Annotated in this window: 19 protein-coding genes; 7 read left to right on the top strand and 12 right to left on the bottom strand. The window is 65.1% G+C overall.

Features of this window, described 5'->3' with window-relative positions:
* Nucleotides 1-69 precede the first annotated feature (69 nt).
* The 3 genes from CH290_RS23065 (at nucleotide 70) to CH290_RS23055 (ending at nucleotide 3,120) form a co-directional block, all read left to right on the top strand.
* Nucleotides 70-1,110 carry a ParA family protein gene (locus tag CH290_RS23065; RefSeq protein ID WP_033189451.1) on the top strand — a complete coding sequence of 347 codons (1,041 nt, stop codon included), beginning with the start codon at nucleotides 70-72 and terminating at the stop codon, nucleotides 1,108-1,110.
* A 5-nt stretch (nucleotides 1,111-1,115) separates the two neighbouring features.
* Nucleotides 1,116-2,159, top strand: coding sequence for a ParB/RepB/Spo0J family partition protein (locus CH290_RS23060; protein WP_033189452.1), 1,044 nt, complete (start codon nucleotides 1,116-1,118; stop codon nucleotides 2,157-2,159).
* Nucleotides 2,160-2,436: 277 nt separating this feature from the next.
* The gene (locus CH290_RS23055) at nucleotides 2,437-3,120 is read left to right on the top strand and encodes a hypothetical protein (protein WP_033189453.1); all 684 of its coding nucleotides are present in this window, start codon (nucleotides 2,437-2,439) and stop codon (nucleotides 3,118-3,120) included.
* 56 nt (nucleotides 3,121-3,176) lie between these two features.
* Here the strand turns inward: CH290_RS23055 and CH290_RS23050 are convergent, their stop codons facing one another.
* The 8 genes from CH290_RS23050 to CH290_RS23015 form a co-directional block, all read right to left on the bottom strand.
* Nucleotides 3,177-4,367, bottom strand: a complete 1,191-nt coding sequence (locus CH290_RS23050) for an N-acetylmuramoyl-L-alanine amidase (protein ID WP_019665069.1) — start codon at nucleotides 4,365-4,367, stop codon at nucleotides 3,177-3,179.
* Between the two features lie 232 nt (nucleotides 4,368-4,599).
* Entirely contained in the window at nucleotides 4,600-4,932 is a 333-nt protein-coding gene (gene trxA, locus CH290_RS23045; RefSeq protein WP_019665070.1) for a thioredoxin, read from the bottom strand.
* Nucleotides 4,933-4,979: 47 nt separating this feature from the next.
* Nucleotides 4,980-5,969 (bottom strand): thioredoxin-disulfide reductase, encoded by a 990-nt coding sequence (gene trxB, locus CH290_RS23040; protein ID WP_019665071.1) that lies wholly within the window; start codon nucleotides 5,967-5,969, stop codon nucleotides 4,980-4,982.
* A gap of 109 nt (nucleotides 5,970-6,078) precedes the next feature.
* Nucleotides 6,079-6,846: an RsmA family anti-sigma factor gene (locus tag CH290_RS23035; RefSeq protein ID WP_020112247.1), complete on the bottom strand. Its 768-nt coding sequence runs from the start codon at nucleotides 6,844-6,846 to the stop codon at nucleotides 6,079-6,081.
* A gap of 57 nt (nucleotides 6,847-6,903) precedes the next feature.
* Nucleotides 6,904-7,494 (bottom strand): RNA polymerase sigma factor SigM, encoded by a 591-nt coding sequence (sigM, locus tag CH290_RS23030; protein ID WP_051104895.1) that lies wholly within the window; start codon nucleotides 7,492-7,494, stop codon nucleotides 6,904-6,906.
* Nucleotides 7,495-7,617: 123 nt separating this feature from the next.
* The gene (locus CH290_RS23025) at nucleotides 7,618-11,802 is read right to left on the bottom strand and encodes a lipid II flippase MurJ (RefSeq protein WP_033189454.1); all 4,185 of its coding nucleotides are present in this window, start codon (nucleotides 11,800-11,802) and stop codon (nucleotides 7,618-7,620) included.
* Nucleotides 11,799-14,204, bottom strand: coding sequence for a DUF6049 family protein (locus tag CH290_RS23020; protein ID WP_033189455.1), 2,406 nt, complete (start codon nucleotides 14,202-14,204; stop codon nucleotides 11,799-11,801). The genes CH290_RS23025 and CH290_RS23020 overlap by 4 nt, the downstream gene beginning before the upstream one ends.
* On the bottom strand, nucleotides 14,204-14,767 hold the full coding sequence (locus CH290_RS23015) for an NUDIX hydrolase (protein WP_026347790.1): 564 nt from the start codon (nucleotides 14,765-14,767) through the stop codon (nucleotides 14,204-14,206). Before CH290_RS23015 ends, CH290_RS23020 begins: the two co-directional genes overlap by 1 nt.
* A gap of 212 nt (nucleotides 14,768-14,979) precedes the next feature.
* Here CH290_RS23015 and CH290_RS23010 point away from each other — a divergent pair, with 212 nt between their 5' ends.
* Complete coding sequence (locus tag CH290_RS23010; RefSeq protein WP_033189456.1) at nucleotides 14,980-16,449, top strand: CCA tRNA nucleotidyltransferase; 1,470 nt, start codon at nucleotides 14,980-14,982, stop codon at nucleotides 16,447-16,449.
* Nucleotides 16,450-16,481: 32 nt separating this feature from the next.
* Here CH290_RS23010 and CH290_RS23005 read toward each other — a convergent pair whose 3' ends face one another.
* Nucleotides 16,482-17,765: an MFS transporter gene (locus tag CH290_RS23005; RefSeq protein ID WP_033189457.1), complete on the bottom strand. Its 1,284-nt coding sequence runs from the start codon at nucleotides 17,763-17,765 to the stop codon at nucleotides 16,482-16,484.
* 25 nt (nucleotides 17,766-17,790) lie between these two features.
* Nucleotides 17,791-18,723 (bottom strand): NAD-dependent epimerase/dehydratase family protein, encoded by a 933-nt coding sequence (locus CH290_RS23000; protein WP_033189458.1) that lies wholly within the window; start codon nucleotides 18,721-18,723, stop codon nucleotides 17,791-17,793.
* A 148-nt stretch (nucleotides 18,724-18,871) separates the two neighbouring features.
* Here CH290_RS23000 and CH290_RS22995 point away from each other — a divergent pair, with 148 nt between their 5' ends.
* Nucleotides 18,872-19,579 (top strand): TetR/AcrR family transcriptional regulator, encoded by a 708-nt coding sequence (locus tag CH290_RS22995; protein ID WP_033189459.1) that lies wholly within the window; start codon nucleotides 18,872-18,874, stop codon nucleotides 19,577-19,579.
* A gap of 47 nt (nucleotides 19,580-19,626) precedes the next feature.
* Nucleotides 19,627-20,235 carry a YqgE/AlgH family protein gene (locus CH290_RS22990; RefSeq protein ID WP_019665081.1) on the top strand — a complete coding sequence of 203 codons (609 nt, stop codon included), beginning with the start codon at nucleotides 19,627-19,629 and terminating at the stop codon, nucleotides 20,233-20,235.
* 23 nt (nucleotides 20,236-20,258) lie between these two features.
* Here the strand turns inward: CH290_RS22990 and gad are convergent, their stop codons facing one another.
* A complete protein-coding gene (gad, locus tag CH290_RS22985) occupies nucleotides 20,259-21,662 on the bottom strand; it encodes a glutamate decarboxylase (protein WP_052083171.1) in 1,404 nt (467 codons plus the stop codon).
* 21 nt (nucleotides 21,663-21,683) lie between these two features.
* Nucleotides 21,684-22,700, bottom strand: coding sequence for a bile acid:sodium symporter family protein (locus CH290_RS22980; protein ID WP_033189460.1), 1,017 nt, complete (start codon nucleotides 22,698-22,700; stop codon nucleotides 21,684-21,686).
* Nucleotides 22,701-22,784: 84 nt separating this feature from the next.
* Between CH290_RS22980 and CH290_RS22975 the strand changes: the two genes are divergently transcribed.
* The gene (locus CH290_RS22975; RefSeq protein ID WP_033189461.1) at nucleotides 22,785-23,624 is read left to right on the top strand and encodes a LysR family transcriptional regulator; all 840 of its coding nucleotides are present in this window, start codon (nucleotides 22,785-22,787) and stop codon (nucleotides 23,622-23,624) included.
* The last annotated feature ends 118 nt before the right edge of the window (nucleotides 23,625-23,742 follow it).

The following is a 23,742-nucleotide window of genomic DNA, read 5'->3' as shown; positions in this document are numbered from 1 at the left end:
ACTGCACTTGGCTTCGAGTCAGGTCCCTCAATCCACGTAGTTCAATCCGTTCCGCATTAAGGAGCACATATGTCGGGTGGATCCGATCCCACTGTTTCACGTGAAACAGAAGGCAACGTTTCACGTGAAACAGAATCATCTGCGCCCAGTTCACGAAGTTCTCGGAATGGCGCAGGATCGAAAGCGACGGACGGATCTGGTTTCGGCGCGTACAGCAGTATCTCTCCCGACGACACTCCTATCGGTGCGGCGGCGCACAGAGCGAGTCAGGTACTGCACCCGGGCAGCGTCACGCTCCCCAAGCCCGACAAGCGACGGATGTTGACGATCGCCAACCAGAAGGGTGGAGTCGGTAAGACGACGACGGCCGTCAACCTGGCTGCTGCGCTCGCGATTCAAGGGCTGACTGTTCTGGTTGTCGATCTCGACCCTCAGGGCAACGCCAGCACCGCTCTGGGCGTCGAGCATCATTCCGGGGTGCCCTCGAGCTACGAGGTTCTGATCGGTGAGGTCAGCGCCCGCGACGCCATCCAACAGAGCCCCCACAGCGAGCGCCTGTACTGCATTCCGGCGACGATCGACCTCGCCGGTGCGGAGATCGAACTGGTCTCCATGGTGGCCCGTGAGGGACGCCTGAAGACGGCACTGGCGGACCTCGACTCCATCGACGCGGACTTCGTCCTGATCGACTGCCCGCCTTCGCTCGGACTGCTGACCGTCAACGCGCTGGTCGCGGCGACGGAAGTACTGATCCCGATCCAGTGCGAGTATTACGCCCTCGAGGGTGTGGGTCAGTTGCTCCGCAACATCGAGTTGGTTCAGGCACATCTCAACCCCGCTCTGCACGTGTCCACCGTGATCCTGACGATGTACGACGGTCGTACGAAGCTCGCGGATCAGGTCGCCGAAGAGGTTCGGAAACACTTCGGAGATGCAGTCCTCCGCGCGGTGATTCCGCGCAGTGTGAAGGTCTCCGAGGCGCCTGGCTATGGAATGACCGTCTTGGATTACGACCCCGGCTCGCGCGGCGCGATGAGCTATTTGGACGCGGGTAGAGAACTGGCAGCGCGGTCCGCCGGCGCAGCAACCGACGGAACGCAGGAGCACTAGGAACCATGAGTCAGACACGTAAAGGCGGTTTGGGCCGCGGACTGGCCGCACTGATTCCCACCGGACCCGACGCAGGACCAAGGCTCGGCAACGCAGCCGCGGACGTCGTCATCGGTAAGGACAACTCGGCCACACGGGCCAAGCCGAAGCCGGCTGCCATGGGATCGGCCGAAGAGGTGGCGTCGGCGCCCACCCCGACACCGCCGGTACGGAGTTCCGACGAGGACCTCTCCCCCGCGGGCGCGGTGTACCGCGAGATTCCTCCGGGGCTGATTCAGCCGAACCCGAAGCAGCCGCGCAGCGTCTTCGACGACGAGGCGCTCGCCGAGCTGGTTCACTCGATCCGTGAATTCGGGTTGATGCAACCGATCGTCGTACGCACGCTCGAAGGCGGCAAGTACGAGCTCGTGATGGGCGAGCGTCGGTGGCGCGCGAGCCAGGAAGCGGGACTGGATTCCATCCCGGCGATCGTTCGAGAGACCGCGGATGACGCGATGTTGCGCGACGCCTTGCTCGAGAACATTCACCGAGTTCAACTCAATCCACTCGAGGAGGCCGCGGCGTATCAGCAACTCCTCGAGGAATTCGACGTCACTCACGAGGAACTGGCGGCCAAGATCGGCCGATCTCGGCCGGTTGTCACCAACATGATTCGTCTTCTCAAGCTGCCGATCGCGGTGCAACGACGCGTCGCAGCGGGTGTTCTGTCCGCCGGCCATGCGCGTGCGTTGCTGTCGCTCGACGCTGGGTCCGACGCTCAGGAGGCTCTCGCGGCACGGATCGTTGCGGAAGGCATGTCCGTCCGAGCAACGGAGGAAGCGGTCACTCTCGCAAATCGGGAGGACAGTTCGGGTCCCAATCCGGCTCCGCGGCGGAAGCCGATTCAGATGCCGGGGCTCCAGGATGTCGCGGATCGTCTCTCCGATTCGTTCGACACCCGAGTCACGGTGAGCCTCGGCAAGAAAAAAGGCAAGATTGTGGTCGAGTTCGGCTCGGTCGATGATCTTCAGCGCATCGTCGAGATGATGGAAAATCAGAAGAAGAAGTAGCCGCGAAAATTCAGGTACAGACACACACGGTCATTACGTCACGGTGACGTAAGTGCTGGAAGATCGGACGAAGATGTATGTCGAGAACGTGAAAAGTACTGCAGTGCAGAACTTTACAGCGAACACGTCGATTCGAGGTGTGACCGGACGAGTTCAATCGGCTCAGCGCCCGCTACATGAGGCGCGACGGGCAGATCGATCGCATATTCTTGACGTGCGTGCCCGATGTTCTGTGCGGGACGCCGAAAGTTCTAGGGCTTGGAAGCTGAGGTAAGCAGTGTCGCCGCTCGTCACGGGAGTCACGTTGGACTCCTTCGATCGACTACCGACCCATACACGGCGATGCCGCTTCTGGGTACTCGATCCAGCTACCGACAAAGCAGATGGCGGTGCCGTAGATCTCGAGCTCGAGAACGAAGCATGGTTGTCGATGATCATGCTCGAGTGGGGATCCTGCGGACAACTGCTCACACTCGACGGTGCGACAGCGGGCTGTGCCCTGTATGCCCCTCCGAGTGCTGTCCCCCGAGCAGCGCAATTCCCGACGTCGCCGGTAAGTGCCGACGCCGTACTGTTGACGACCCTCCGAACCGAATCCGATGTCGACAGCGAAGGAAACTCAGCAGCGCTGATTCAAGCTGTCGTCGCAGATCTGGTCAACCGCGGCGTACGGGCACTCGAGGCATTCGGCCTACGACGCACAGACGACGAGGTGCAGGGGCCGAGAGCATCGGCGTCGTTGGTGTGCACGGAGGCCACGTGCATGATCGACGCGGACTTCCTCGAAAAAGCAGGGTTCGAAGTTGTTGCGCCTCATCACCGTTACCCTCGCCTTCGCCTCGAGCTCGACCGTGACCACGGTTGGAAGGAAGACGTCGAATCGGCGCTCGAGCAGCTCCTCATCGCAGCGAGCCTGACGATGGTGGAAATCGAGCACAAAACGCCCGTCGGAGTCCGCTGACACACCCGCCGACATTCGCCTGTCGGCTGGTTTCTCAGCGCCTGTCGGCGGGTGTGTCAGCGCCTGTCGGCTGCGGCCAGTTCTTCGGCCAGGAGTTCCGCGAACGTGAAGGTGCCCGTCGGCTGATCGTCCTGACCGAGAAGGTAGAGACGCTTGACTGCGATCAGGATTGCTTCGGCGATGATGTCGCGTGAGCGAGGATCGCCGAGGACGGCTACGTCTGCCGAGTTGGTGAGGTAGCCGAGGTCCACCTGAACGGTGGGCATGTTGGTGAGCCGCAACAGATCCCACGTTCGGCCGTGGCTACGGCAATCGAGAAGCGGTGTGCGGGCGACGATTTCGCGCTGGATGTAGCCGGTGAGGACCTGGCCGATGAGCGAGGTGGAGCCGTGCGAGTTACCGAAGTGGAAGCTCGCGACACCATTGGCGGCGGTGCTGGAACTCGACGCACATCGGAGCGAGATCATCAGGTCGGCGTTGAAGGCGTTGGAAGTCTCGGCACGTTCGGCCACACTGGGATTGGTGCCGCGCGCCCTCGAGAGGAACGTCTCCATACCGGTTGCCGCCATGCGGCCCTCGAGTCGGCTTGCCACGTCCCACAGAATTTCGGCTTCGGAGATTCGGCCGTACAAGCCGTCGACGATCAGACCGGTATCCGCTCCGCCGAGATCGGGGTCGATGACGATGCGCTTGCCGGTCAGCTGTGGCCCGGACTGCCGCACCAATTCTTCTTCACTGATGGCATGCGGGGATCCACCCGTGACGCGAGCACCCAGCAACTCGAGGGAACGCAGTGTGGCGGGCCCGCAGATGCCGTCGGGAGAAAGTCCGATTTCACGCTGGAACGAGGAGAGACCCTCGTGTGTCTTGGGGCCGAAGTAGCCGTCGACACGTTCGCTGTAGAAGCCCAGATCTTGCAGACGAGTCTGGAGGGTGGCGACGTCGTCGCCGTACAGCGGCGCGGACAACTGGTAGATCAAAGTGCGAGCGCCGAGCCGGTAGGACGCTTCCTTGAGAGACCGGTACGTCGCGGGCCCGACGATGCCGTCGACCAGTAGACCGCGGTGTTGCTGGAATGCACGGACGGCGCCATCGAGGGACGAATCGAAGTCCGAGGTGGGTGCACTCCAGTGCAGCGCGTCATCGGTGGTGGGCGACGCGGTGTCCAGCAGGAATCCGAGAGAAACCAGCGTGCTCCGTACCTCTGCGACGGCGGGACCGCTGTCGCCGTGACCGAGTCGGTGCATACCCCAAGACCTCCTGCTGAAGAACGCTGATCGTCGGCCGCGTCGCGTTCCGGAGGAACCGTGACCACCGGTGGCTACGACGCCGACGAACAACAGTCGATGTGCCGACACTGCGTCGGCACATCAGACGATTGTCGCAGAAAGTAGCCGACGGACCGCAATCCACGCCCGAGTGGACCCGGACGAGCGACCTTGCGCAGTCGGGCGTGGATGAGGTACGACCGTGTACCTGCTACAGAACGGCGTCGAGGTCCTTGAGCAGTGCTGCCTTGCCCTTGGCGCCGACGATCTGCTTCACGGGCTTGCCACCCTGGAAGAGGATGAGCGTCGGGATGGACATGACCTTGAAATCGCGCGCGGCCTGGGGGTTGGCGTCGATGTCCAGCTTCGCGATGGTGAGCTTGTCGGAGTGCTCGGCGGCGATCTCCTCGAGGACCGGGGCGACCATCTTGCACGGTCCGCACCATGTCGCCCAGAAGTCGACGAGGACCGGCTTTTCGCTGGTCAGCACGTCGTCGACGAACGACGCATCGGTGATGGTCACGGTCTTCTTGTCATCGGACATATTCGGTGTGCTCCTGAGGGTTGGGACGAAAGATGAAGCAGGGTCGATCAGGCGGAAACAGCGTCGACCGGCTGGTCAGCGTGTTCGAGCGTATTGCTGGTGATGTCACCCTGCTCCGCGAGCCAACGCTCGGCATCGATCGAGGCGGTGCATCCGGTACCGGCTGCGGTGATGGCCTGCTGGTACACGTGGTCGACGAGATCTCCGGCGGCGAAAACGCCGGGCAGCGACGTTGCCGACGACGGCGAGGCGACCTTGACGTAGCCCTCGTCGTCCAGGTCCACCTGGCCTTTGACGAGTTCGCTGCGGGGATCGTGGCCGATCGCGACGAACAAACCTGTGACGTCGAGGGTGCTGGTCTCGCCAGTGCGGGCGTCTTCGATGATCAGGCCGGTGACGGACGTGTCACCGAGGACTTCGTTGACCTTGGTGTCGGTGAGGAAGCGGATCTTGTCGTTCTTCTTCGCACGTTCGAGCATGATGCGTGACGCACGGAATTCGCTGCGGCGATGGACGATCGTGACACTGCGCGCGAACCGAGTGAGGAATGTCGCCTCCTCCATCGCGGAGTCCCCGCCGCCGATGACGGCGATGTCCTGGTCGCGGAAGAAGAAGCCGTCGCAGGTGGCGCAGGCGCTGACGCCGCGGCCGAGCAATTTCTCTTCCCCGGGAATGCCCAGGTAGCGGGCTGCTGCGCCCATCGCGAGGATGACGGCACGTGCCTGGTAGGTCTCACCGTTCGCGGACACGGTCTTGATGTCGCCGGTCAGGTCGAGTTCTTCGACGTCCTCGGTGCGGATGTCGGCTCCGAAGCGCTTGGCCTGCTCGCGCATCTGCTCCATGAGGTCCGGTCCCATGATTCCTTCCCGGAAACCGGGAAAGTTCTCCACCTCGGTGGTGGTCATCAGTGCGCCACCGAACTGAGTGCCCTCGAACAGCAGTGGCTCGAGCTCGGCCCGGGCTGCGTAGACACCAGCGGTGTAGCCGGCCGGTCCCGAGCCGACGATGATGAGGTCGTGAACCTTGGGCGTAGTCATGCGGACCTTCCGATAGATGTTCGGGTAGCAATCGCGTGAAGCAAGTGAACTTCAGACGTGTGTGACAACACCAGGGTAAGGGGTGTTGTTCCCGCTCGTATCGGGCCAGTCACTCGATGTCGCGTCGAACCAACGTGGCCGGATTGTTCGCCCCGCAGTCCGGTCCGACCGCCAACAGCACCATGCCGTCGGCAGCCGAGGCGGTCGCGATCACCAGCATCACTCCCGGCTTGCCGTCGAGTTCCACGGGCGCAGATCCGAGCACCGTGCTGTTCGAGCGAAAGCCGTTGGCGATCAGGCATTCGCGAAGGTTGCCCGCGTCGGTGACCTCGTTTCGCCCCCGCGTCGCCATGACGTCGAAGGCGAGGGAGCTGTCCAGATCGTCGGAGCTCAGCACCAACGTGGGTGCATCCGCTCGAAGATCATCCGCGTACCCGCCGTCGGTGACGCCCGATTTGTCCGACGTCGCCACCACCACCGCTGCCGCGACCACCGTCACCAACACGACCGACGCTGCGATCCCGGCCGCCAGGACGGTGCGTGACATACGACGACGCGACGCGAGTGGAACCGGCGCCCGGTTCTGGGTCGAGGAGTCCGTCGGAGCCTGAACCGGGGGTGCGGCGGACAGTGCGCGATCGATACGTTCCGCGACCTCGGGAGGCATCGGCTCGCCCGAGGCCAGCTCACGGCCTGCGGTAGCCAACCGCCCGGTGACGGCGTCGAGTGCGTCGAGAATCCGGGCCGCATCGGGGTCCTGTCGGACGCGTGGCCACAGTTGCGCACTCACTGCATCCGGAAGAACGCCTGCATGGAGATCGGCCAGGAGATCCGGCGAGTACGGAGGCTCCAGGAGACCGGCGTCGGATGAAGTCATGCCGATCTCCTTCCACGCATGATTCGGTCCTACACACTGTAAGACGCACCGACCTGGTTATCGGTTCCCCTCCTCGCGGAGAAAGTCGAGAAGCCCCGCGAGCTTCAATCTGCCGCGCGCACATCGGCTCTTGACGGTGCCCGTCGGAACACCGAGGATCCGGGCCGCGTCGGACACCGAGTATCCCTCCATGTCCACCGCCACGACCGCCGCGCGTTGCTCCGGGGCCAACTCCATCAGTGCGTTGTGCACCTCGATCGACGTTTCGACCGCGGACATTTGATCGCGGACGTCCGGCAGTTCGGCGGAGTCACCCTCGGGCAGCGGAACCGTCGGCCTCGAGCGATTGCGTCGGATGCGATCGAGGCAGGCGTTGACGACGATCTTGTGGAGCCAACTACGTACGGCCGCATCCGCTCGGAACGACGCTGCGGTCCGATGCGCGGACAGCAGAGCTTCTTGCAAGGCGTCGGCGGCGTCCTCGGTGGTGTAGCTGGTTCGCCGCGCCGTCATCCACAGATGCTCGTGGTGTCGATGCACGAGCGTCGTGAACGCCCGCTCGTCGCCTGCAACGTGCGCAGCCAACAACTCCACGTCGGAACGCCCACTCAGAACATCCCCGACGCCGCTTAGATCTGCACTCCCCATACGAAAACGGCTCCCCCCGTGTTACCGCATTGCTGGAGAGCCTAAGCCATAGAGACCGCGGAGTACGAAACGTTGTCGAATTCAAGCATTCTGCAGGTGAGGGGAGATCCCGCAGACTGTTCGTCAGGATTGTGCGGTGAACCCGAAGTCCGCAATCGACGACTGATTGCGGCCGCTGTCCGAGCTCAACCCGGTGATCCACAGCAGAACGTGGCTTGTCGGCTCGCTGACCTGCAGCGGGATATCGGTCACTCCACTACCCAGAGTTGCCTGACCGATCACGGTGGTGTCGCTCAGACTCGGCGAATCGCTGGGTGCGGACCTGATCTCGACGACCGTTCCCGGTGACGGGGAATTGACGAACGCGCTGGTGAGCACCTGTGACGACGGGAGCGTTGCGATCAGGCCGACACCGTCCTTGAGCGACGGGAACGGCTGGAAGTAGGAGTCCGTCGCCCAGACGGTCGACTGGTCCCCGTCGATGGCATTGGATGCCGATCCGGCGTTGTCCGCGCTGCCCTGCGGCGAGAACACCTCCACCGAATCGATTGCCACCGGGCTCGACGCCGGGGCCGCAGGAGCGGGCGCACCCGGTGCGGGCGGTGCCGTCTCCTCGGTGGTCAGACCGAGGGCTTCCTGAGACGTCAGTGGCTCGTCCGAGCTGCCGCCCGCGATGAACGTGAACAGCCAGTACCCCGCGAATCCCAGCACGACCACCGTGAGAACGCCCAGCACCGCCAAGGCGATGTTGGTGCGACGGGACCGCTCCTGCTGCGCCGCCATCTCCTCCGGATCGGCGAGCGAATGGCCGGATGCACCGGGTGCCCGCTGTCCGAGCCTCAATGCGGGCATCAGATCGGTCTTGTCGTTGACGACGGCTGCCTGGTCGAGGACATGCTGAACCGTCGCGGCGGTCCTGATGCCACTGTTCTGCTCGAGGGCACGCACCGCCACCGCGGAGATCTCGAACGGTACGTCCGAACGGACTCGGCGTGGCTCGACGGCGTTACCGTTCGAGTCGCGATCTGCGGGCTTCATGCCGCCGACCGATCGAGGCTGCCCGCCGGACGAGGCGTCGACGAGGGGCCAGCGCGCCGTGATCAACGCGTACAACATCGCGCCGAGACCACGGACGTCGGAACCTGGATCGGCGTCGGCCAACGTTGCCGGGAACGCCAGAACAGCGTTGCCGCTGGTACTGATACGGACGCGGTCCGGATGGTCGATCGACAGTGCGCCGCCGCTGCGGTGGGCAGCCTCGGCCGCGGCCGCCAATGCCTTGATGGCCCGTGCTGCACCCGTCGGCGACGGAACGGTGTCCGCCATCTCGCGGAGCGAGCGACCCGGAGTCCACTCGGCGACGACGATTCCGCCGGAACTTCCGCGCACGACGTCGAGCACGCGTGCCAGGCCGGGGGAATTGATGCGGCCGAGGCGCAGTGTGCGGGACAGGATGGCCTGCGGACCCTCGGGGCGGTCCACCGAGACGTCGGTCGATTGCTGCTCGGAGTCGACGAACGTCAACGCGACCTCGCGGTCCAGCTTGACGTCGTGCGCCTGCCAGAACTTGAGGCCACGTGCACCGCCGTGCGGTGCCAGCAGTCGATAGCGGCCGCCGGCAACCGAAGCGCCGGGGATCAGCTTCGGACCGCGGAGCGAACGCGGGTTCTCGGTCGGGGCACCGGACTTCACCGGCGTCACCTCGGCGGCCGGAGCGTCCTTGGCCGGAGCTTGCTTGGCCGGAGCCTGCTTGGCTGGGGTTGCGGCCTTCTCGGCCGATTCCGCGCCTGCTGCGGACGTCGATTTCTCGGTTGCATCTTCAGCCGTGGAGGCTGTCTCGGAGTCCGCTGTCGCGGCTTGCGGTGCCTTCGAAGTAGGTGTCTTGCTCGCTGCCGGCTCGGCGGCAGCAGGCGTCGAAGCCGACTCGGACTCGGCCGCGGTCGCACCCTTGATCAGAGACGTCTTCTCGCCGGCGCTCTTCTCGGAAGCGGGCTTGTCGGAATCGGGCTTGTTCACCGGGAGCTTGGCTGTGGCAGTGCTGTCGGACGACGCTGCTGTGGTCGGCTCGGTGGAGTCCGACGATGCGGCCTGCCGCTCGTCCACCTCCACGCCACCTTGTGCTCGGTCGCCGCCCTTGTGTGCGGACTCGGCCGGCCCCCCAGCCACTTCGTCGTCGGTCACTCTCACTCCTTCACGCGTGTATGCCCCGGGTAGCCCCATGCGCCCGCCAGGTTCAGGCAGGCGCGACGAGGACGGCGTCCCGGTCCGCCGACGTCCAGGGTACGGGAGTCGGTCGGGTGCAGTGTCCCATGCAGAAACAGAACTGACGACCGGTATGGAATCGGGATGTGCTGGGACGACGGGCTCGGGAGCGGGCGCTGACCTTTTCAGGACGCGGTCGACGATTCTGCGGATGGCGACGGTGACGGCCAGGACTTCCGGGATGCGTCCGAACCACAGGATCCCGAAGGTGATGCCGAGCATCAGCACTGCGCAGATGCCGACGCGGACGATGGCACCGATCATGCCGAACGGTTCGGTGAGGCCACCGAGATCGACGATTCGGTCGATCGCGAGCATCGCCGTTCCGCCTGCGGCCGACGCGATCAGAACCATCCAGATCGTCTTGCCGACGTTGGCCATGCGGAGATTTCCGAGGCTGCGGTGCAGCAGAAATCCGCCGATACAGGCGCCGACGACGAAACCGATGCCGTTGGCGACACCCAGCCACAGCACGACCTGCTCGTCCGAGCTGGCGACGACCGGGGCGAGCGCGGACAGGGCGATCTTGATTCCGGTGATGCCGAGGATGATCCACGTCGGTGTCCATGCCTGTTCACGGGCGTAGAACACGCGGAGGTGGATCAGCACCAGTGCGTACGGGATGAGGGTGAAGGCCGACCAGCTCACCGCTTCTCCCAATCGCGGGGCCTCGTCCTTGAAGTTGCCGAACCCGAACAGAGCTTCGCCGACCCACGGGCCGGTGAAGGTCAGGAACACGACGATCGGCACCAGGGCGACCAGTGTCAGGCGAGTCGCGACGGACAGGTCGTCGACGACGGCCGGCGTGTCACCGTTGGCGGCATTGCGGCTCAGTCTCGGCATGATGGCCGTCAACACCGTCACGCCGAGGATGCCGTACGGCAGTTGCAGCAGGATCCAGGCCTGTGAATAGATGGCCGGGCCTGCTTCGTCGGCGCCGGCGGAGATGTTCGTCGCGAACACCAGGCCGACCTGGCTGATGACCACGTAGAGGACGATGGCGGCGGCCATCCCACCGAAGGCCTTCAGGCGGGCGTCGAATCCCCACAGTGGTCGTAGGTCGATCTTTTCGCGCCGCAACGCCGGGATCAGAGCCGCGACCTGCGTCACCACACCGGCGGTGACGCCGAGGCCCAGGATGAGGATGTGCGGATCGCTCATCTCGACCGGATTCAGCGTGATCTCGCCCGGGACGAAGAAGTAGAGGGAGAAGACACCGAGCACGATCAGGTTGTTCCACACCGGTGCCCATGCGCCGGGCCGGAAGTTCTGGCGGGTGTTCAGCACGGCCGTCAGCAGGCCGGACAGTCCGTAGAAGAGGATCGCGGGGAGAACCAGGAAGGACAGCGCGGTGGTCAGGTCGCTGCTGACCTTGGCGTCGTCCTTGATCAGGACGCGCGAGAGGAGGGGCGCGCTGATCGTCGCGGCGACCGATACGACGAACAGCATGGTGAACGCCAACGTGAAGAGCCGACGGATGAAGGACGCGCCCCGATCGGGGTCCTCCATCTCGGCCCGGACGAGGACCGGTACGACGATCGCGGTGAGGACTGCGCCGAGCACCAACTCCGAGATCATGTTCGGCAGGATCGTGGCGGCGGTGAACGAACTCGCGATGGCTCCGCCGAGGATCGCCAGCATGATCATCTGCTTGAAGAAGCCGGTGATACGGCTGACGAGCGTCGCCACCGCGATCGAACCGGTGGCGGCGAGCAGGCTCTTCTGCGGTTTCGGCTCGTCCATCTGCGGCGGTGCCGCCTCCGGCGGAGGGGGCTGCGGATAGTCCTCGTCGCGGAATCGCGGGATCAGCTGGGTGACCGAGTTGTCCGGGGCAGGGCCACCGTCGGGGGACGGCGGTGCCGGGTAGCTCCGCATCTCCCGAGGCGGTACCGCGGTCCGTCCGTCGCGTTCCCACGGCGCAGGCCTCGGCGGCTCGGTGCGTCGGAAAACCTGAGCTGCGGGCAGCCGTTCGCGAGGCCCGCCGCCGGCGGGCGGCGCTCCCTTATAGGGCAAGTTTCCCGAATACGGGAAGTCGCTACCCGTCATGGTCGTTCGTACCCTTCGTCTGCAGGATCCGGCTGACCCTTGAACCGATGCCACAATCTGCGGCCGGCGAGCAGCAACAGAAGGACCCCGGCGCAGGCGGTGATGATCGCCAACGCCTGTCCGTACGCGTTCGACCGTACGGACACCGTGGACGCTTCGCCCAATTGTTGGCCGTCCAGAGTGGTCAAGGAGAAGTCGACGGCGAGGTTTCTGCTGTCGTCGACCTGGGCGGGCACGGTGATCGTTCGACTTCCGCGCGCCGGTAGTGCCATCGCTCCAACGTCGCTGACGGTCATCTCGGGGGGAGCGTCGACCTTCAGCCGAACGTTGACCCCGATGGGGAGATCGTTGCGGGCGACCAACAGCAGCGGGCTCTGCTCGGACGCCAGGGTGTAGACGCCACCGGGAGCCAGAACCGTCACGGCTTCGAAGATGGAGTTCAGCCCCGCCTCGGACGTATCCAGACGGATTCGAGCCGTGTTCGATGCGGCCGTCGGGTCCACCGATCGGTCGGCGGTCCCGATGGCACGCAGCAGGTCCTCACGCAGCGGTGCGGTGAACCGGCGCGGCGTCAACACCGATTGGGGGTCCTCGACAAGCGATCCACGCAACGCCTCGATGCGTTTGCTCTGTGCTCGAATGCGATCCTCGAGGTTCTGGTCCCGATCGCTCACACTCGTCGTGACGGTCTCGACGGGCAGCCCGGTCGGTTGCTCCTCGGCCAGCTCGGTGAACGGGCGCGGCGTCGCCAGACCGGTCCGGAGCAGCGAGGACACCGTGCCGAGAATCGCATCGGGTTCGTCACCGCCTGCCGTCCAGTACTGAGGCGGAGCGATGGTCAGAGCTCGAGGAGCGCCGTCGGGCGGCGTCAACGCGTGGTACGTCACCGCGCCGAGCGCATCCTGCAAGCGAGCGGTCCGCGAGTCGCCGGCCAGGTCGTACCGCTGGTCGTCGGGCGTGAAACGCGGCGTCGACGGATCCGTCCCGACGCCGGCCAGAGCCGTCGCCGTCGGGCCGTCGAACACGGTCGCGTTCAGCTCGGCTGCGACAGTGGTGTCTCCGACGACGCGGGCCACGGCCCCCGCAGCTCCGGGAGCGATGCTGTTGTCGGCGACGAGCGCGGTGCGTTGGCCGACGGACCGCACCGTCGCCGCGCCTGCCTCACCGAGTTGACCCGTCGAACTCCACACCACACCGCGTACCGACGTCACGCCGAGGATCGCGTCGACCACCTCGGCCGGCGACTCGAGGGCGGTCGACGCCAACGACGCGTCGCCCACGTTCCCCAGCGTGTCCAGATCCACCTGCGCGAACGGCAGCGCTGTCACGCACATCGATTCGGTGAGGGTCTCGAGCCGCGACAACCACGCCGTCGCTGCGTCGCGACCGTTGCCTTCCCTGCTCGGTCCCGCAGGATCGGCGGGATCGGCGACGACAAGATATCCGCGCGTCATGTTGGAGACGGTGACCAGCAGGTCCGGATCCACCGCGATACAGAGGCTCTGTGCGAGCTTGCCGCCCGGGTCGACGTCCGACGCGGTCGCCGATTCCACTGCATCCAGAAGTTGATCGAGCCGTCCGCCCGACGCCAACTCACCGGCAAGATCGTCGTCGACGAGTCGAACCCTGTCGTCGATCGAACCCGGAATGCCCGCCGCGAGGCGAGGTTTGTCCGCCAACGGCCACAGAACCGTCGTCGCCACCGGGTCCGCGGTGCTCGGCGGCAGCGGGACGGCGTCGGGAGCCATCGGGTCCGGCACCGTCGGATCGCGTGGAACCCCGGTGACCGGGAGCAGGAAGCGGGCGTCGTCGAGCCGCGCCGTTCCGCCGTACTCCGGCGTTCCGTTGGCGTTGAGAAGCAGCGGATACACGCCGGGGCGGTCGATGCCCAACGACGGAGACTGCGTTCCGCGAAGCGGCATCGACACCGTGAACTGAGCGCTGGCGCCCTGCTCGAGACTGTCCGCGACGACCTGGAATTCACCGACGTCGGCGTACTCCTGCTGATCCAACGACAGCGTCGTCCGCAGCTCGTCCGGTGACTCCACAGCGTCCGCGCTCTGCATACGGACGCTGATGTCGTCGACCCGGCGGTCCCCGGTGTTACGGACAGTGGCGCGCACCGTCACGAACGGCTCGCTCGTCGTCGTCACCGTCCCGGGAGCAACCGCGTCGATCGACATCTCGAGAAACTGAGTACCGCGCGTCGTCCGAGGAAGATCGGACGCCGACGACTGGTACGTGACGGTCCCGTCCTCGCTCTGCGAGCTCTCCGGTGGATCCTGTGCGGCTGGATCCTGCGCGGCTGGATCCTGTGCAGCAGCAACACCGGTCCCCAGCAGCAGCGACGCACCGAGAACGAGCACCGACGTCGCTGCAGTGATCCTGGAACGTAGCGCCATCACTGCTTGCCGACGGGCGTTTCGGGGTCGTTCGTCTCGCCGCTCATACCGTCTATAAGGCGGCTGGCGATGGCCGCCAACTTCCGTTCGTCCGCGTACGCCAACCGCGAGTTCAGTTCACTCAGCGGAACCCACGCCACTTCGGTGACCTCGACGTCCTCGTCGGAGAGTTCACCACCCAGAAACCTCAGCAAGTAATGGTGCACGGTCTTGTGGACGCGACGGCCCTCCGTCACGAACCAGTAGTCGATACTTCCCAGCGACGCCAACACCGAACCCTGGATACCGGTCTCCTCGGCGACCTCACGCATCGCCGTCTGCTCCGCCGTCTCGCCCTGCTCGATATGCCCCTTCGGCAGCGACCACAACAACCGGCCCCGACGATCCGTTCTGCCGATCAATGCCGCGCAACGCTGCGCAGGCGGGCCGTCCAGCCCATCCACCACCAACCCACCAGCAGACGTCTCCCGAACCGTTCGAAGCCGCGGTTTGTCCGTCTCGGCACGCGAATTCCGCCGCCGCGGGTTGCGGCGGCTCCTGTTCGCACGTTCGCCAGCAGACACCCAACCAATACTAGAGGGAAAGAACCAATGCTTCGGGCTGCCATTCCGAGCTCGTTCCGCGGGCTCCACTCGCGGCCATTCCGAGCTCGTTCCGCGGGCTCCACTCGCGGCCATTCCGAGCTCGTTCCGCGGGCTCCACTCGCGGCCATACCGAGCCTGTTCACGTGGGGCCCTTCCCCCGGTCGGACCGCCTGCTAATAGGCTCTGTCGACGTGGCCGAGAAGTCTCCTGTTCCCCAGCAGCCCGACGTGTCCGCCGACCGTCGCGCACGATTGCTGGCGTCGGCTGCCGTGTCGTTGAAAGAACTGTCGGACATCCTGACGCCGCTGGCCGGTCGGTTCGCCGCCGAGGGACATGAATTGTTCCTGGTCGGCGGCAGTGTGCGCGACGCTGTGCTGGGTCGGCTCGGCACGGACCTCGACTTCACGACCGACGCCAGGCCTGAGGTCGTCCAGCGGCTCCTGACCGGGTGGGCCGACAATCAGTGGGACACCGGTATCGCGTTCGGCACGATCAGTGCGGCGAAGGGCGATCAGCTGGTCGAGATCACCACGTTCCGCACCGATTCCTACGACCAGGTCTCGCGTAATCCCAAAGTTCGGTACGGCACCAGCCTGGAAGAGGACCTGGTTCGTCGTGATTTCACCGTCAACGCGATGGCCGTTCGTCTCGGCGCCGATGGCTCGCAGGAGTTCGTCGACCCTCTCGGCGGCATGGACGCACTGCTCGAGGGACTGCTGGACACTCCGTCGACCCCGGAGAAGTCGTTCAACGACGACCCGCTGCGGATGCTTCGTGGCGCACGGTTCGTGTCGCAGCTCGGGTTCGCGCTGATGCCGCGGGTGCACCAAGCGATCACGGAGATGGCCGGTCAGATCGAACGCATCACGGCCGAGCGTGTTCAGGTGGAGTTGGACAAGCTGATCCTCGGCGAGTTCCCGCTCGAGGGTGTCGACGTGATGTGCGAGACGGGACTGGCCGGGTACGTGCTGCCCGAGGTGCCTGCGATGAAGCTCGAGATCGACGAGCATCACCAGCACAAGGACGTCTACTGGCATTCGTTGACGGTGCTGAAGCAGGCGATCGAGCTGGAGGACGGCGACCCGGACCTCGTATTGCGCTGGGCTGCACTGCTTCACGACATCGGGAAGCCGGATACGCGTCGGCACGAGCCGGGCGGAGGCGTCAGCTTCCACCACCACGAGGTGGTCGGCGCGAAGATGGTGCGCAAGCGGATGCGCGCGCTGAAGTACTCCAAGAAGATGATCGACGACGTGTCGCAGTTGGTGTTTCTGCACCTCCGTTTCCACGGATACGGCAAAGGCCAGTGGACGGATTCGGCCGTGCGCCGTTACGCCACCGACGCCGGAGAGCTACTTCCCAAGCTGCACAAGCTCGTTCGCGCCGACAGCACGACGCGTAACAAGCGTCGGGCGGCGGCACTGCAGGCCACCTACGACGATCTGGAACAGCGGATAGCTGCCCTGGCGGCGCAGGAGGACCTGGCGCGGGTTCGTCCCGATCTCGACGGCAACGCCATCATGGAACTTCTCGGTATTCCGGCGGGCCCCGAGGTCGGCAAGGCCTGGAAGTTCCTGAAGGAGCTCAGACTCGACCGAGGTCCCCTCCCCCGCGAGGAGGCGGAGAAGGAACTGTTGGCCTGGTGGAAAAACGTCCTGTGAGTTGAAATGTAGGCCAGGGCCTACATTTCCACTCACCTGCGGAGTATCGCTACCACTCCCACCAGGTACACCGCGGCACCAGCCAGGACGACGACGTGTGCAGAGGTTTCACCAGCGAGGTCGGTGGTGTCCGGACCGACGACGAACGCCGCGACTGACAGAGCGGCGACGAAGAAGATGTTGAAGACGGTGTCCTGCAGGGCGAAGACACGTCCGCGGTGATCGTCGTCGATTTCGGTCTGCATCGATGCGTCGCCGGTGAGCTTGATCGTCTGGCCTGCGACACCGAGCAGGAACGCGCCGATGAGCAGGCTCGTCTGAGTGAGGGTGTTGATGAACGTGACCTGGACGATGGCGGCGGCCGCGAGAGCCACCATGATCGAGCGAACACGGCCGAATCGTGGCAGAACGAACGGCGTCAGCAGGGCAGCGACGAACATTCCGGCTGCCGTGGCGCCGACGGCTATGCCGAATCCGGCGAGTCCGCCGGGCAGGGAACTCGACGTAGTTTCGCGCAGGATGAGCACCATGACGAGGGTGTCGACGCCGAACACGATTCGGTGGGCGCCGATGCCGGTCATGGCGGCGGTGACCGTCGGCGATCTCCAGACGGCCACGGCACCGGATCCGAGTCCGTGGGCGATGTCCACCGCGGCTTTCATCGCGCCGTGGTCACCACGCTCGGGGAGTGTTTCCGGGCCGAGTGACCTACGTGCGAATCGAGCGGCGGCGACGGTGCCCACGATCGAGCCCGACGCTGCCGCGGCCACGGCCATTCCGGAGCCGAAGTCTCCCGCCCCGACGTATCCGATGATTCCGACGGCTGCGCCCGCCCCGGCAGCGGCGAAGCCGGAACCGATGGTGGCGAGGAGGGAGTTCATGGGTACGAGCCATTCGGTTCGTACGACGTGCGGGAGCGACGCCGAAACGCCGGCGAGGACGAATCGGCTGAGTCCGACGGTGGTGAGGGCAAGCAGGAGCAGGGGTGTCTCACCGCCGCCGACGCAGAGCAGGGTTGCGGTGACGGCGATGAGAACGATGCGAAGTACGTTGGCCCACAGTACGACTGCGCGGCGATCCCAGCGGTCCAGCATGGCGCCTGCGAACGGGCCGATGACGGAGTAGGGGACGAGGAGGACAGCGAACCCGGCTGCGATGGCAGCCGGATTCGATTCCCGCTCGGGGTTGAACAGGATGGCGCCGCTGAGTGCGGCTTGGAAGAGTCCGTCGCCGAACTGGCCTGCGAAACGAATGGCGGTGAGCTTGCCTGCGCCCGGCGAATCGCGCAATCGCGCCAGGAATGTCGTCTCGCTCACTCGCTGAACTTTAGCCTGACGTACTTTACGAGGTCGGAGTCAGCTCCTCGGCGTTCCACCATGCGACGGTGGCTGCGGTGCCGTCGTCGAGCGGGGTCGGGTGAAGGCCGAGGAGTGTGTCGCTGTCCGTGCTGTCCAGGACGTACGGGTACTGGAACTGGTACAGCGTGTCGCCCAGTTCTTTCATCTGCCCGGGTACGACGCCCAGCGCTCGGACGATCCATGCCGGGATCGCGGTGACGGTGGGTGCGGGTACTCGGGCGGCGTCGGCCAAGAGTTCGATCATGCGTCGTTGCGTGACGGCAGGTGCGGTGGGGGCGTGCAGGAACGTGTTCCACAGGTCTTTCCTTGCTCCGGCGGCGATCATCGCTGCGGCGAAGTCCGGTATGTAGGTGAAGGAGTGGGGTACGTCGGCCTTCGCGATGACGCTGACGGATTTGCCTGCCGTGACCTTGGGGACGATTCGTTCGCCCATGTGCGACGTCCTCACGCGAGGACCGTAGAAGTCCGATGCGGCGACGCTGACGGTCGGGGTGCGGTGGGCGTCGCGGGCGGCCAACAGGAGGGTTCGGACGCCCAGTTTGCGGTGTGTCGCCGTGCGTGGGCTGTCCTCTCGGATGGGGCCGTCGACCTTGCCGTAGGAGTACAGACTTTCGGGGAAGACGACGACGGTTCCGGCGGCGGCGTCGAGCACCCGTTGTTCCATCGCGGGGAGCTTCTCGCGCCAGACCTTGTTCTGGTAGGCGACGTGAGTGCAGAGATAAATGGCGGTGGCACCGGCGAATTCGTCGGTCAGGTCGTCGGTCTCGATGTCCACTCGGTGACGTTCGACGGCCGGGTGATCCGGGCCCGATCCGGACCTGGTGAGGATCCGTACCGAATGTCCCTGTGCAGCAAGCTGTTCTGCAACGGTCCAGCCGACCGGTCCGGCTCCGATGACGACGTGTAGCTGGTTCATGGTGTCTCCCTCGTTCGAAATGTGAGCACTGCTCTCTGTTTTCTCCAGTGTGCACTCGTCGGCTGGGAAAAGCAAGAGCAGTGCTCTCGTTTCTGACGGGACGGTTTCGCCGCCGGGTACGTGTCGGCCGGGCCGATACTGTGAATCCATGCCGACCACGCCCCGCGCTCGAGCGAGACAGCAGACCCTCGCCGACATCACCCGTATCGGACGGGAGCATTTGGCTGCCGACGGTGCCGCGGCGTTGTCTCTGCGCGCAGTCGCCAGGGATCTGGGTGTCGTGTCCTCGGCGGTGTACCGGTACGTCAAGAGTCGGGACGAGCTGCTGACCCTGCTCGTCGTCGACGCGTACACCGAGCTCGGCGACGTCGTGGACGAGGCTGTCGACGAGGTCGCCGGTCCCGTCGAGAAGTTCCTCGCGCTCGGTCGTGCGGTCCGTGGGTGGGGGCTGCGGGAACCGGCGCGGTATGCGCTGTTGTTCGGAAGCCCGGTGCCCGGATACAACGCTCCGGCCGAGCAGACGACCGGTCCTGGTACGAGGGTGATCGTCAAGCTGGTGTCGATTTTCGATCAGGCGTGGACCGCGGGAACGCTGGCGGAACGTACGGAGCCGGTGTCGCTGGCTGCGCTGAGCCGGAGTTTCACGGACGTTCGTAACGAAATGGGAACGGAAATGTCCGACGAGGTGATCGCTCGCGGAGTTCTGGTGTGGGCGGCACTGTTCGGTGCCGTCAGCTTCGATGTGTTCGATCAGTACGGTTCGGACACCTTCAGCAGCCGAGATGCGTTGTTCGAGTACCAATTGGCGAGCCTGGCCGAGCTCTCGGGGTTCGATGGGGCGCCGAACAACACCTGAGCTTCCTTGCGTTACATCCGTAGGTGCGCGGTGCCACAATGTGTTGCATGGCGGCGCATGCGGAAGAACCCGAAGACCAGACGGCACCGGCCCCGCAATCGGTGCGACCGGGGAGCTTGCTGGTGTCGTCGATCGAGCTGGTCGAGCCCACGTTCCGGCGCACTGTCGTGTACGTCATCGAGCACAACGACGCAGGCAGCCTCGGTGTCGTGATCAATCGGCCGAGCGACACCGCGGTCCAGAACGTGTTACCGCAGTGGACCGACCTCGCGGCACGTCCGAAGGCCCTGTACGTGGGCGGTCCGGTGAAGAGGGATTCCGCTCTCTGTCTGGCGACGGTGAGGACGGGGGTGGACATCGACGGGATCGCCGGGGTGCGCCGCGTCGACGGTCGGGTCGTCATGGTGGATCTGGATTCGGATCCGGCCGACATCGCGCCGCACGTCGAGGGGGTTCGCATCTTCGCGGGATATTCCGGCTGGACGCTCGGGCAGCTGGAGGGCGAATTGGAGCGGGACGACTGGATGGTCGTCTCCGCCCTCGCCTCCGATGTCATCGGTCCACCGAAGATCGATCTGTGGGCCCACGTGCTGCGTCGTCAACCCCTGCCGCTGGCGATGCTCGCCTCTCACCCGATCGACGTCGACCGCAACTGAGGTCCCAGGGTGCAACTGAGGACTCAGTGCGCGAAGTGGGTGGCCGACGAGTGTCCACCTCCTGCGGCCGATGCGTCGAGTTGATCGATCACCTCGGTGATGGCGCCGCACAGCAGCCTGCCGAGGTCTGCGCTGAATCCCTCTCGCACGACGATGCGGAGCACCGCTACTCCGGTGGCGTCGTCCGGCATCGTGTACGCGGGAACCTGCCAGCCGCGTGCGCGTAGTTCGTGGGAGATGTCGAACACGGTGTACTCACGGTCGCCGGCGAGTTCGAATGCGACGACGGGGATGGCGCTGCCGTCGGTGATGACATGGAACGCGGGATGCTCGGACAGGTGGCCGGCGACGCGAACGGCGGTGTCGCGCAGTGCGTGCATGATGTCGCTGTATCCGGAGCGTCCGAGCCGGAGGAAGTTGTAGTACTGGCCGATCACCTGGTTGCCGGGGCGTGAGAAGTTGAGTGTGAAGGTCGGCATGTCGCCGCCGAGGTAGTTCACCCGGAACACCAGGTCCTCGGGTAGGTCCTCGCGTGTCCGCCACACCGCGAAACCGATTCCGGGATAGGTCAATCCGTACTTGTGACCGCTGGCGTTGATGGACTTCACCCGCGGTAGGCGGAAGTCCCATTCGAGGTGGGGATGAAGGAACGGTACGACGAACCCGCCGCTGGCCGCGTCGACGTGGACGGGGACGTCGGGTCCACCGGACGCGGCGACGGAATCGAGCATCGCGCAGATCTCCGCCACGGGCTCGAGTTCGCCGGTGAAGGTGGTTCCGAGGATGGCCACGACGCCGATGGTGTTGTCGTCGACGGCATCTCGAACCTGCTCCGGGGTGATGACGTACCGCCCCGGTTCGACGGGCAGGTACTTGGGTTCGACGTCGAAGTAGCGGCAGAACTTCTCCCACACGACCTGAACATTGCTTCCGAGAACCAGATTGGGACGCGAGGTGTCGGTGCGGCCTTCACGCCAACGCCATTTCAGGGCGAGGCCGGCGAGCATGACCGCTTCGCTCGATCCGATCGTCGACACTCCCGTTGCGGACTTGGAATCCTCCGGGTCGAGTCCGGGCGCGTGGAACAGGTCCGCGACCATGTTGACGCAGCGTTCCTCGATCGACGCCGTCGCCGGGTACTCGTCCTTGTCGATCATGTTCTTGTCGAACGTCTCGGCCATCAACTTCTCGGCCTGCGGGTCCATCCAGGTCGTGACGAACGTCGCGAGGTTGAGGCGGGAGGAGCCGTCGAGCATCAGTTCGTCGTGGATGAAGCGGTACGCGGCTTCGGGGTCGAGTTGCTCGTCGGGGAGCCGAAGTGCGGGGATGGGATCGGTGGCGAGTCTCCCGGTGTATGCCGCGGCGATGACTCCGCCTGGGTGTTTGCCTGGCTTCGACAACTCTTTCCGCACGTCGATCCTCCACATTCGTCGTCTGTGGTGCCGACGCTAATCCGCCAGGGCGGATTGCGCATCATCCTTGTCAGGCGATAGCCGGGCTTCGGCTCGGCGCGCGTATCGCTGGGCGAGTACGGCGCACACCATCAGTTGGATCTGGTGGAACAGAAGCAGAGGAAGGACGATCAGGCCGACGGGCCCGCCGACGAAGAGGACCGAGGCCATGGGTAGTCCACTCGCAAGGCTCTTCTTGGAGCCGCAGAACAGGAGGACGATGCGGTCTTCGACGGAAAAGCCGATGGCGCGGCCGATCCAGTACGTGAACGCCAGAATCAGCGCGAGGACGACGATGCAGACGAGGACGACCGCGACGATCTGCAGGGGCGTCACGGACGACCAGACGTTCTGATTCATGCTTTCGCTGAAGGCGGCGTAGACCACCAGCAGGATCGAGCCGCGGTCGACGATTTTCGTCGGCCCGGAATGGCGGGTGAGCCAGCTTTTCACGAACGGTCGGAGGGCCTGCCCGAGGAGGAAGGGCAAGAGCAGCTGAGCGCAGATGCTCAGGATCGACGATGCGTCGACGTGCGCGTCCCCGGTGGTGTTCATCAACAGGATCACCAGCAGCGGTGTCACGAACACGCCGATGATGTTGGAGAACGAGGCGCTGACGACTGCTCCGGCGACGTTGCCGCGTGCGATCGAGGTGAAGGCGATGGAGGACTGAACCGTCGACGGCACGAGGCACAGGAACAGGATGCCGGTGTAGAGGTCCGCTGTGACGACAGTCGGTTCGAGGACGCGGAGGGCGAGTCCGACGAGGGGGAACACGAGGTACGTGGTGGCCAGCACGACGGAGTGGAGTCGCCAGTGTTTGACGCCTTGCCATGCTTCCTGCGGCGACAGGCGGGCGCCGTAGATCAGGAACAGCAGCCCGATGGCGATTCGGGTGACCCAGTCCAGGACGGTTTCCGAGGTACCCGACGCCGGGAAGATGCTGGCCAGTACCGCGATCGCGATGATGCTCAGGACGAAGCCGTCGGGCCGGATCTGCCGCAGAAAGTTCACTGGGCTCACGATATCGTTCGACGATTGATCGCGAAAGTCGATAGCAGCGTTAACTGTGAACGTGAATAGTGATAGGAAAGACGGGTGAATCTTGATCCGATTCTGCTTCGAACCTTCCTCGCTGTCGAAAGGGAAGGCGGCTTCACCGCAGGCGGCGAGCTGCTGGGGCTGCGTCAGTCGACGGTCAGCGGTCACATCACGCGGCTGGAGAAGGCCGTCGGGCGCGAGTTGTTCCTCCGGGACACCAGAAACATGGAGCTGACGGCCGACGGCACCGCGATGATCGGATTCGCTCGCTCCATCCTCGACGCCACCGCGGAGGCGGAGCACTACTTCGCCGAAGCCCCGTTGGCGGGCAGGCTCCGGCTCGGGGTGTCCGACGACCTGGTCTCGACCGAGTTGCCGCACGTCCTCTACGACTTCCGTCGGGCGCATCCCGGCGTGGACCTCGAGCTGACCGTCGGGTTGAGCGAGACATTGCGGTCCAAGTTCGACGGCGGCGAGCTGGACCTGGTGTTCGGCAAGCGTCGCCCAGGTGAGACGCACGGTGATCTGGTGTGGGCGGATCGGTTGGTCTGGGCAGGTATTCCGGGAACGCGGGTGGAACCGGGCCCGGTGCCGTTCGTGACGTATCCACCACCGAGCATCACGCGGTCCGCGGCGTTGGCTGCACTCGGTCGGGAGGGTAGGGGCTGGCGGTTCACCTGCGTCACGGACAGCGAGCTGGGGTTGCGTGCAGCCGTTCAGGCGGGCCTCGGCTACCTGGTGCATGCGGAGTCGACGCTTCCCGACGGCGTGGTCGCGCTGGACGGCCAGGACCTCCCGGAGCTCGGAGGTATCGAGTTCGTGCTGCTGACGAAGGACACGGCCCGATCGCCTCGTGGAGCGTTGCGTGACGCGATCATGACGCGTCTCGGCCGCTGATCGGCGCGGACGGCTGTTGCTGGGTTGTGACTGGACCCAACTGTCGCTGCCGTCGGACGACCACGTTTCCAGACGTGTGGCGCGGGTGTGCTAAGTGATCGGTGTCACTTCTACCGTC

It is taken from the genome of Rhodococcus sp. 06-156-4, from assembly GCF_002259345.1.
Lineage (GTDB): Bacteria > Actinomycetota > Actinomycetes > Mycobacteriales > Mycobacteriaceae > Rhodococcoides > Rhodococcoides fascians_E.
The sequence above is the reverse complement of the archived record's forward strand: the minus strand, read 5'-3'. Positions and strand labels throughout refer to the sequence as shown.

Coding starts and splice junctions, on each gene's coding strand:
- CH290_RS23050 (WP_019665069.1), bottom strand. CDS start 4,367: ATGCACCGACTCGGTCACGGCGACAGCGGTCCCGCCGTCGCAGAGGTA.
- CH290_RS23025 (WP_033189454.1), bottom strand. CDS start 11,802: ATGACGGGTAGCGACTTCCCGTATTCGGGAAACTTGCCCTATAAGGGA.
- sigM (WP_051104895.1), bottom strand. CDS start 7,494: ATGGGGAGTGCAGATCTAAGCGGCGTCGGGGATGTTCTGAGTGGGCGT.
- CH290_RS23020 (WP_033189455.1), bottom strand. CDS start 14,204: ATGGCGCTACGTTCCAGGATCACTGCAGCGACGTCGGTGCTCGTTCTC.
- CH290_RS23060 (WP_033189452.1), top strand. CDS start 1,116: ATGAGTCAGACACGTAAAGGCGGTTTGGGCCGCGGACTGGCCGCACTG.
- CH290_RS22990 (WP_019665081.1), top strand. CDS start 19,627: ATGGCGGCGCATGCGGAAGAACCCGAAGACCAGACGGCACCGGCCCCG.
- gad (WP_052083171.1), bottom strand. CDS start 21,662: ATGTGGAGGATCGACGTGCGGAAAGAGTTGTCGAAGCCAGGCAAACAC.
- trxA (WP_019665070.1), bottom strand. CDS start 4,932: ATGTCCGATGACAAGAAGACCGTGACCATCACCGATGCGTCGTTCGTC.
- CH290_RS23000 (WP_033189458.1), bottom strand. CDS start 18,723: ATGAACCAGCTACACGTCGTCATCGGAGCCGGACCGGTCGGCTGGACC.
- CH290_RS22995 (WP_033189459.1), top strand. CDS start 18,872: ATGCCGACCACGCCCCGCGCTCGAGCGAGACAGCAGACCCTCGCCGAC.
- trxB (WP_019665071.1), bottom strand. CDS start 5,969: ATGACTACGCCCAAGGTTCACGACCTCATCATCGTCGGCTCGGGACCG.
- CH290_RS23065 (WP_033189451.1), top strand. CDS start 70: ATGTCGGGTGGATCCGATCCCACTGTTTCACGTGAAACAGAAGGCAAC.
- CH290_RS23035 (WP_020112247.1), bottom strand. CDS start 6,846: ATGACTTCATCCGACGCCGGTCTCCTGGAGCCTCCGTACTCGCCGGAT.